The 9,483-nt window shown below is 52.4% G+C and carries 10 protein-coding genes; all 10 read right to left on the bottom strand.

All coding sequences use genetic code 11. The features are described 5' to 3' along the window. The coding region (locus JNJ77_08945; GenBank protein ID MBL8822699.1) for a hypothetical protein at nt 1-522 on the bottom strand (522 nt) is incomplete at its 3' end. A gap of 651 nt (nt 523-1,173) precedes the next feature. After that, nucleotides 1,174-2,142 carry an alpha/beta hydrolase family protein gene (locus JNJ77_08940; GenBank protein MBL8822698.1) on the bottom strand — a complete coding sequence of 323 codons (969 nt, stop codon included), beginning with the start codon at nt 2,140-2,142 and terminating at the stop codon, nt 1,174-1,176. 72 nt (nt 2,143-2,214) lie between these two features. Continuing rightward, nucleotides 2,215-3,282, bottom strand: coding sequence for a 50S ribosome-binding GTPase (locus JNJ77_08935; protein ID MBL8822697.1), 1,068 nt, complete (start codon nt 3,280-3,282; stop codon nt 2,215-2,217). Further along, nucleotides 3,279-4,031, bottom strand: a complete 753-nt coding sequence (locus tag JNJ77_08930) for a type III pantothenate kinase (protein MBL8822696.1) — start codon at nt 4,029-4,031, stop codon at nt 3,279-3,281. Before JNJ77_08930 ends, JNJ77_08935 begins: the two co-directional genes overlap by 4 nt. Beyond that, the gene (gene obgE, locus JNJ77_08925) at nt 4,028-5,098 is read right to left on the bottom strand and encodes a GTPase ObgE (GenBank protein MBL8822695.1); all 1,071 of its coding nucleotides are present in this window, start codon (nt 5,096-5,098) and stop codon (nt 4,028-4,030) included. The genes JNJ77_08930 and obgE overlap by 4 nt, the downstream gene beginning before the upstream one ends. A 71-nt stretch (nt 5,099-5,169) precedes the next feature. Continuing rightward, on the bottom strand, nt 5,170-5,436 hold the full coding sequence (rpmA, locus tag JNJ77_08920) for a 50S ribosomal protein L27 (GenBank protein ID MBL8822694.1): 267 nt from the start codon (nt 5,434-5,436) through the stop codon (nt 5,170-5,172). A gap of 182 nt (nt 5,437-5,618) precedes the next feature. Beyond that, nucleotides 5,619-6,116 carry a formaldehyde-activating enzyme gene (gene fae, locus JNJ77_08915; GenBank protein ID MBL8822693.1) on the bottom strand — a complete coding sequence of 166 codons (498 nt, stop codon included), beginning with the start codon at nt 6,114-6,116 and terminating at the stop codon, nt 5,619-5,621. 70 nt (nt 6,117-6,186) lie between these two features. Continuing rightward, the gene (locus JNJ77_08910) at nt 6,187-7,755 is read right to left on the bottom strand and encodes a DUF2029 domain-containing protein (GenBank protein ID MBL8822692.1); all 1,569 of its coding nucleotides are present in this window, start codon (nt 7,753-7,755) and stop codon (nt 6,187-6,189) included. A 144-nt stretch (nt 7,756-7,899) separates the two neighbouring features. Then, nucleotides 7,900-8,916 (bottom strand): putative sulfate exporter family transporter, encoded by a 1,017-nt coding sequence (locus JNJ77_08905; protein ID MBL8822691.1) that lies wholly within the window; start codon nt 8,914-8,916, stop codon nt 7,900-7,902. After that, entirely contained in the window at nt 8,913-9,452 is a 540-nt protein-coding gene (locus JNJ77_08900; GenBank protein MBL8822690.1) for a cysteine dioxygenase family protein, read from the bottom strand. Before JNJ77_08900 ends, JNJ77_08905 begins: the two co-directional genes overlap by 4 nt. Between the last annotated feature and the right edge of the window lie 31 nt (nt 9,453-9,483).

The raw sequence follows: 9,483 nt of genomic DNA, 5'->3' as shown, positions 1-9,483 counted from the left end.
TTCAGCGACCTGCTCCATCGGCAGATCGAGTGCAGGCTGCGCCACGCCGCGTCGTGGATCGTAATAGTAGCCATTCCGGATTTTCATTTCCGATGAAGCGTACAGGACGTGGTTCCATCGCTGCTCTTCCGCGAGCTTGGCGTCGGCATCTTCCGGCGAGATAAACGTCTTGCGGTTCTCCTTGATGCGTTGCTCATCCAGTTGCAGCAGCAACATTGACGTATCCTTGACAACGTGACGATAGGCGTTGTAGAACGATGCGGGCAGGTCACCTTCCTTGAGTCGACGGGCCATCGAATCGCCAATGGAATGCATGCGATGGATTTGCTGCATCTGGTGGGCCAGGACGTCGAGCTTAGCCGCTTCGAAGCCGAGATCGCGCTGAAATTCCCGGATGGCAGCATCGATCTGTTCCTTGGCCATCTGGTGAATGAGTTCCTGAACCTGGCTGCACGTTTCGATGCTGAGGCCAAGCTTGGCCTGCTTGGCCATCTTCTCCTTCATTTGCTGCGGTGTCTGCATGGTGACGCTCCAACATGGACGTTTGTACACAAACCCACAGCGTAACTTTTCGGAGCGTTGGTTGTAAAGTATCTGCGGTAATTTGAGACGATCTGAGACAGTTGGGCGTGATCCCATTTAGCCCCCGGCCCTTCAGGCCGGGGGCGGGATCGCGCGGTGGTGAAATCTGTTCGCGAGGGAGTGATATCGAGATGAACATTCAACATCGCGCGACCCCCCCCGGCTTAAAGAGCCGGGGGCTAAATGGGTTATTTTTTTTAAAAATACACTCTTTCCAAGTCTCACTAACTGTGAACATTTGTGGTCCCGCACTGATCTGCCGAGTACAGCAGTTCAGTGCCACCCGACCTGGGGAAATCTGCAATCGCTTGGCGTATGTTGCGACCGGTGTTGATTGCGTTAAGTCGCCGCGCAGGCCAACCCTGGCTGGCGTCACGGGCTGTCAGTCGATTTGGACTTCTTGCACTCTGTTGTGGGTCAAGATTCCAATCTTGACAGCGGCGAGCGGTGACAGCGTATTGTCACTGCGAACAGGATTGGAATCCTGTTCCACAATATCGTGGGGCACGATTGTATCGTGCCAGCGGCTTGCGATGTCCTGGCGAATCATCCCCGATGACACGTTGGAAACGTGTCCCACAGTGTTGCGTGTCAGTTTTTGAAGTGGGCGATCACATGCTGTAATGCATCATAAATGAAGTAGACCGCGGTGTAATGGCCGGCGTCGTACCAGACAATTTTGGGTTGCCCCAAGGCTTCCCACATCTTCTTGCAGGCTGAGGGTGGAACAATTTCGTCCTTGCTGGCTGCAATCATGATGACTTGCCGATCCTTCAGATTTGCTGCACAGGTGATCGGGTCAGCTACAGCAATCAGGTTTTTCAGCTTTTCCTTGGTGCCACCCAGCGATTCCCAGAGCAGGCGGATGGCTGCACCTTTAGGGTGATCGTAGAAGGCATCGACGACGCCTCCGCCACCCAGCACGATGGCTACCTTCTTGAAGCGTGGTTCCATTTCTGCTGTCAATGTCCCCATGAAGGAACCAAGCGACGTGCCGATGACGCCGAGCCTTTGCTTATCCACTTCAGGTCGGCTGGCGAGCCAGGCGCTTGCACGTCGAATATCGAGCACTGTCTGGCGGACTGCAGCCAGCGAGTGATCAACGTCAGGCATCAGCAGACGCACTTTGCTGTTAGCAGGCCGACGAGGACCGTAGTAGGCCATCTGCACGAACAGGCAGGCGATTCCCTTGCGAACCAGATAGGCTGACTGAACCCGTGCCAGTGACTGATCGCCTCCCAGAATATCGAGAACCACGGCGGTGGGAAACGGGCCATTGCCCAGAGGCTTGTACCACTGGCAATGGACGGTATTGTTTTCAGGAAACTTCGTGGTTACCGCGGAGGGGAAACGGACTTCGAACAGCTGATAGCCTTCCTTGTCGAAGGATTTCTTCAGGTTCATCTCGTAGGGAAATTCATGGGCATCCAGGCGATATGCTTCGGGGATGTTGGATTGATCTTCCTGTGGAGTAAACACGACTTGTCCGGTGCTTTTGTCCGTGGCTAATAATGCCGACATCAGAAACAGATTCAGAACCGTCGCCAGGGCAAATCGCATGGCATTCACACTCCAACAATAGCAATACACGATTCTATGCACTAAACGAGTTTTGGAGCAAGGGTTCTGGAACTAAAGAGACTGTGATTCTGACAAAAGCTGGTCAAGACAGCGAAGCTCTTCCAAATGGGCAAGAGTTAGCGGTAATACCTGCCCAGGCACTGGTTCCTGTGGAATCAGCTTGCTGATGATTGCATGAAGCAGTGCATCAAGCCCGATGCCGGTTTGAGATGAAACTTCGTAATCGACCTTGTCCGGATAATAACGAGGCAGATCAGCTTTGGTTCCGATGAAGAAATCAGGTTGTATCTGTTTTGGCTGTGCCCGTTCCGATTGGCTGAGATCAACGAGCCAGAGAATCAAATCAGCATTTTCACTTGCGGAGATGGCTCTTGCAATCCCTTCCTGTTCCAGTTGATCAGTACTTTCCCGCACGCCGGCAGTATCGATAAGTTCAATCGGATATCCCTTCCAGGCGATAGTGGCTGAAACCAGATCGCGTGTGGTTCCTGGTATTGGAGAAGTGATGGCACGTTCGTAACCGATCAGTGCATTCAGCAGGCTGCTTTTGCCAACATTGGGTGGCCCGGCAATCAGCACCTTCCAGGGTGTTACGAGATGTTGCCCGAATGCATGCCAGTTGCGAAGTTCCTGGATCTCATTTCGTAATGTTTGAGTTGGTTCAGATTTGCTATGTATTCTATTTTGAAGAGATGCAACAGCGGATTTCCAAGCTTGTGGACTTTGATCCAGCAGCATGCTTGCCATTTTTTTGGTTAATGAAACAGGCAACAACTTCCAGCGGATATCGTCTTCCCAATCAGGCCAGTCTAGCTCGTGAAACCCCAAATCCCGTGCGAGTTGCAGGCACCATGCTACGGTTCCTGGCCCGCCGTGCAGTTGCAGTTCGATTTCCTGATGACGGGGCGAACCTTTGAGCATCAGCACTACTTGATCGCCCAATCCGTCGCGTTGCAGCATGCCGAGGTATAGCCGTGGCTTCTCAGATAATACTGGCGTTTGTTTCGAGCCTGAAAAAAAGGGAGCCAGTTTTTGCCAGGCACAGGGGCCACGCAACCCGACGACAGCCAGGGCGGATACCCCTGCCGGGGTCAGGCAACATACAACATCCTGGTTCATGACTGCGTAGCCTGGGAAGCGACAATCAGACCCTGTAGTGCCAAGTGAGGTGTCATTTCCACATCCCAGGGCAGCCAGGGTATCAGGCATTCTGCATCGCCACCTGTGATGTAGATGCTGAATGAATCGGACTGCATGATGGGGAGCATCTCGGTAATGCAGCCTACGATTCCGCCCGCTGCAGCCTGCACGATGCCGGCATGCATGGCTTCCTCGGTCGATTTTCCAGGCAGTGGAGGTACAGGCAGAGTGGGATCGATCAAAGGCAGGGCTGCGGTATGATCGTTCAAGGCTTGTGCCATCAAGCGCAGGCCTGGAAAGATGGCACCGCCCAGAAAACTACCATCAGTATCCACTGCATCCACGGTGATGGCAGTGCCTGCACTGATGATGATGGCTGGCCTGGTTGGCACTCCGAGCGCATTGAGCAATCGATCACGGCCTGCCCGTTCAGGCTGCTTCACTTTGATGGTGAGTGGCAAATGACTTGATGCATCCAGTACGGTGCAGTTTTGCCCGTTGCGGAGAAGCCAGTGGGCGAGCTGCTTCATCACCGGTGGATTGGAACCTGAGATGATCCAGCGTGCCTGGTGCAGAAGCAGGTGTTGAAAATCGGCGTCTCGCCACGGTTCGTTATCACACTCGGCAAGCGGATAAGTCTGCACCACCATCAATTGCTCGGCATGCACCAGCCCCACCTTGCAACGAGTGTTGCCTGCGTCTACCACAATGAGATCGATCAGTTTCATGAACTGGATGACCCTATCTGGGCAGCTGGCATATCGGGAAAAGGCACCGTAACACGAGTTGGCGCTACCGGTTCAGGCTTGGTTTCTTTGAGTATCTGCACTACCTGACTCACGAGAGTAGACAGCCCCTGCCCGGTTGCTGCAGAGACTGCCAGCACTTCCTTGCCGATGGCTGATTCCAATTGCTGGCGAACCGTTTCGCTTTCAGTCAGTTCAGACTTGCTGAGTGCCACGACTTCAGGCTTCTGGCTCAGTTCTTTGCTGTACTGTTCCAGTTCATGACGGATGGCACGATAGTTGGCAACAGGATCAGACTCATCCACAGGAAACGGCTCAATGAGGTGGATCAGCACCCTGGTACGTTCCACGTGGCGAAGGAATTCAAGCCCTAGCCCAGTGCCAGTATGAGCACCCTCAATCAGCCCAGGCAGATCAGCCAGCACGAAACCGTGTTCGTAACCCATCTGCACCACACCCAGGTTGGGAAACTTGGTCGTAAACGGATAATCGGCAATTTCGGGTTGTGCCCGCGACAATCGGCTCAGCATCGTTGATTTGCCTGCGTTAGGCATACCAATCAGCCCGGCATCAGCAATCAGTTTCAGTTCCAACACGATCCAGCGCTCTTCGCCTTCCTGGCCTGGTTCTACCGTGCGTGGGGAGCGGTTGATTGAAGTAGCAAAGTGACGGTTGCCTCGACCGCCGTAACCACCCTTGGCAATGATCACTTCTTCGAACGGTTCAGTGAGATCCTTGATGACATGGCCCCGATCACGATCGCGTATGACTGTTCCCGGTGGAACGATCATGATCATATCTTCACCCTGGAAGCCATGACGGTTGTTGACACCGCCATCGCCGCCGTTCTTGGCTTTCCAATGTTTGATGTTCGACACAGCAGCAAGACTGTCGGTTCCCGGCACAGCACGGATGATGACATTCCCGCCATGCCCGCCATCGCCACCATCGGGTGGGCCTTTCATGACATACTTGGCACGATAAAAGCTGACTTTGCCTCGTCCGCCATGGCCCCCTTTCACAAATAATGAAACACGATCCACAAACATGATTGCACCGATAAAAAAAGGGTGGCCTGTGCCACCCATGACTCTACTCTTCCAAATGCAATGAAGCCAGCTTACTTGCCAGCAACTGCAACTTCGTCGGTCTTGACGTTTACGCGACGGCCATTCTGATCGAAGTAAACCGTACCTTCAGCCAGTGCGAAGAGCGTGTAATCACTGCCACAGCCTACATTACGGCCTGGGTGAAACTGTGTGCCTCGCTGGCGAACGATGATGCCGCCGTTGCTCACACGAGCACCGCCATACACCTTAATACCACGGTATTGGGGATTGGAATCGCGACCGTTGCGTGTTGATCCCTGACCCTTTTTATGTGCCATAACTAAGCCTCATATCTGACGAGCATTCAGCTCATAATTCGCAATAATTTGCCGGAAAGAAATGATACGGACAACCAGCAGGAAGTCCATCAAACAGCACGAATTTCACTCCTGCAATTGCTGCAGGAGTGAAAATCGGATATGTAATTATTCGTAACTCCAAGCACTTCAACCAGTTACGATTATGATTCGAAGATGGGGTGCTTGACGCTATCCTTCTTGGCAAGGATTTCCTCGATCTTCGGTTCCACGTTCACTGCACGTTTGAGCGCCAGCTTGGTGGCATCGTAGTTGTACTGGTAAATCTTCTTGTTATCTTTTGCTTGCGGGTGAATGAACACGCCACAGACGCAGACCAGTTCATCAGCGGTACCCTTGGGGAGCACGCCTTCCGCAACACAATCGGTAATAGCCATGGCAACTGCTTTTTGAGCAGGGCCAAACATCTGTGCAGCCTGGGTCATGCCCTTGATGGTGACCTTGGTGATCATCACGGTGGCGGGCTTGCAAACGAGGTTAGGAGTCAGAACGGCCAGCAGATTGTTGTGGCCTGCAGACTGGTTGGCCAAGGCGTTGGCGAATGCCACGCCTACGGGACCATCCTTGGAACCCAGGAGCAGATCAATGTGTGCTATTTCATTGCCTTCACCGCACAAGGCTTCGCCGATGTACATGGACATACTGAACTCTCCTGGAAGGGTATTTAAGTCTACGTCGATACGATAGAAAACAGACCGAATGTTGCAAGACTCAATTCAGCACTTCATGTGCATCCTGATTCTGGTTCAGCAAAACTTCTGAAACAGGTTTGTTTTCTGGTTGATTTATGTTGCGTTCTTTCCATGTAACAAAGCCCATCCAACCCCACAGAATGAGCAACAGGTAAGTTTCCCAAGGCACTGCAAAAATGCCGTTTCCAAAATAAAACGCACAGGTTCTGCCTAGCCAGATGAGATAAAACAGAATGTAAAGAATTCGCCGTCGCAAAGGCCATTGGCCGAGTTGTCCCAATCCCAGAAGCAGTGGCAAGGCAAACGAGAGCAGATCGTAGTGCATGAAGTGGAAGACACAGAGCAGGCTGCCGGTCAGTACAAAGATAGCTGGTACGCCATCCACAGTGGCTCGGCTGAAACTATCACGATGTCGAGGGAAGGAAAACACGCTAATCAGAACGGTTAAGCCTGCAACGGAACCCAGCAGGACATAGCCGATGACAGTCAGATACCAGTATCCCGTTTCCTGGCCCTGTTCATTTTCGTACCAGTAAACCCGCTGATGTTTTTGCCAATCATAATCATCGCCCCAGAAGAGCCAGACACCAGGACTAAATGTGGTTTCTCCTTTGCTATCAGTGTAATACCACGACCAGCCGGGCTGCCAGACTCCAATGTTGTAACGCCAGACATTGGTGAACGATTCTGCATCCCACATCTTGCGGCGAGGCAGCCCGACCAGGTCGCGACTCATCCATACCCAGTTGCGGTCAATCTGATACAATCGCTCGGCCTGCTTTCCCACCTCCAGCCAGCGAAACCATGGGTCGAGACCCTTGGTATAGGGTAATGTCCCCGCAACACAGAGCATGCCACTGAGTGCCATACCCAGAAACCAGCGTGGGCTTCGCAAGGCAATCGGCACCAGGAGCAATGCCACCGCGAACACCGGCTTATATGCAAACAGCCCCCAAATGAGTCCTGCAACAAAAGGCCAGCGACGGTGGTGACAGTACCAGCCTGCACAGAGAATGGTCAGCGACAGTACCTGGTTCTGGCCCAGCATCAGGCCCATGAAGTTATTCGGAAAGAACAGGATGCAGAGCGTGGCTTCGCCCCATTGCAGCCGACCCTGGGTAATTCTGCTGATCAGCCAGCCTGAGCCGTAACACATGCCGAGGTAGAAAAAGAACGCGACAGCATGAGCAGTAGCAGGTGTGAATTGAGCAAAATAAGAAAATGCCACGCTGGCTGTTGGCGGGTACAAGGCACCAGCAATACCTTTCTCGTAGAGATCGTTGTGCCCACCTTTTTTGAGCACATCGTTGATCTGATCTTCGAGGTATTTGTCTTTGTACCCTTCGCTGAGCCAGCGTTTGCCCGCTTCCACCTGGTAGAGTTGATCAGCTTCTTCACGAAAGAAGCCCCGGCCATGCATCCACTGCCCGGCAAAGTCACAGGTTGCATGACCTTCCACGCCATCCTGTAGCGTGGTGTGCACCAGCCAGAGACTAAGCACTACACAGAGAACCCACGACAGGAAATGCCGTTGAAATCGTTCAAACGGCCAACATGCTGCTTCGTAAAGGAATTGGGACCAGGTCATGGAACTGTCCAAGCATGACAACTCAGTTAGCCGCAAGAATAACAATGCGTTAAATTGGCACGGTGAGCGTGAGTACACTCAAACCGTGGCACCCGACCCGCATGATTTTCCAAGCGAAAGAACTGCTCTACGAATGATATGAATTCAAGCGTGTTGATGAAACCAGTAGATCATCGCTGCACTGACACTCGCCACCACCAGCGCTCCGATTAATCCGATGATGAGTGGGGTAATTCCGACACGTCGCAGCGAACCCAGATCGGTATTCAAGCCAACGCCAGCCATGCCCAGCAGAATGAGGAACTTCCCTGCTGGTTCCAGATATTGTTTGAACTGTGCATCGGTGACATACCCCTGTGTGCCAATCCAACTGGTCAGAAAATAGGCAAACAGAAACCAGGGGAAGATGCGGGCAAAGTTGATGTTGGTTTTCTCCGACTTCACCTGCTGTCGGGTAAACCACAAGGCAATGAGGAGTGCCAGCGGTGCAATGAAACAATTACGAACCAGCTTGACTGCGGTCGCCAGGTTGCCTGCCTCTTCCGAATGAATAAACCCGGCACCCACCACCTGAGGCGTTGAATGAATGGCAGTACCCGCAAAGAGACCAAAGTCATGGGCATTGATGCCGAGCGACTGTGCTACCAGGGGATACAGCAAAACTGCGACTACACCCCATAAGGCAATCACTGCAACGCTGTAACTCGTTTCTTCTTCTTTCGCTTTGATGATGGGAGCAATAAGTGCGATGGCAGTGCCACCACAGATACAGGTGCCAACCGAGAGTAGTATTCCGAGTTTCTGCGACAGTTTAGCCCATTGGCTGAGCAGATAGATCAACACATAACCGACGGTCATCGTGACAACGATCAGCGTGAGGATATCGCGACTTTCGCTGAATACCTTTTGATAATTGAGACCAAACCCCATCAGGATGATGCCTAACACCAGTAGCTTTTCAGCAGCCTTGATGCCTGCAGAACACTGAGAAGGAATCTTCCAGGTATTTCGAAGGATAATGCCGAGCACTACGACAAGAGCTGATGCTTCGAGTGGTTCCTTGCCGCCTATGACTACCAGTTTCGAGATACCCATGGCAATCAGGGACAGCACCACCATGATGGCCCAGCCGGGCAGATAACTCACCCAGGCTTTGATCATATGCTGTATTCCAGCGCACGACCTTCAGGGCAGAATGTCTCCTGAGCCTCTTCATCGTAGTCATAAATCTGCATGTTCAGCGGTGGCGAATAGATGTGAAGCGTAATCAGATCTGTCGCATCGCTGGGATTGACCACTTCATGGATGTGAGCTGCCAGCGATCCGCAGACACAACCCTCAGGCAGGGTGCGGGTATCAATGGGCCTGACGAGTGGCAAATCAGTTACTCGTCCTGTGCGGGCACAGATAATTTCCTTTGCAGTTCCCTGAATTACCTTGAAGCTGCAACTGGAACCACGATGATCGTGAATGTAGGACTTCTGTCCAGGCTTCCAGCACAGGACCAGGCATTCGTACCAGTCGCTCAGTCGAATGCGATTGCGGCGATACGTTGTTTCATTGAACTGAACATATTCTTTCAGATCTTCCCTAGTAATATGAGCAGATTTGAGCAATGCTTCCAATCTGGCGAGGTCAACAGGCTCATCGCATGCATCAAGATACTTAAACAGCGGGGCTAATACGGGAGGAATCATGACTCAATCCTTCAGGGATTTGCACAGTCCA

It is taken from the genome of Planctomycetia bacterium (assembly GCA_016795155.1).
GTDB lineage: Bacteria > Planctomycetota > Planctomycetia > Gemmatales > HRBIN36 > JAEUIE01.
Note: the sequence above shows the minus strand (reverse complement) of the source record. Positions and strands in the feature narration are given on the sequence as shown.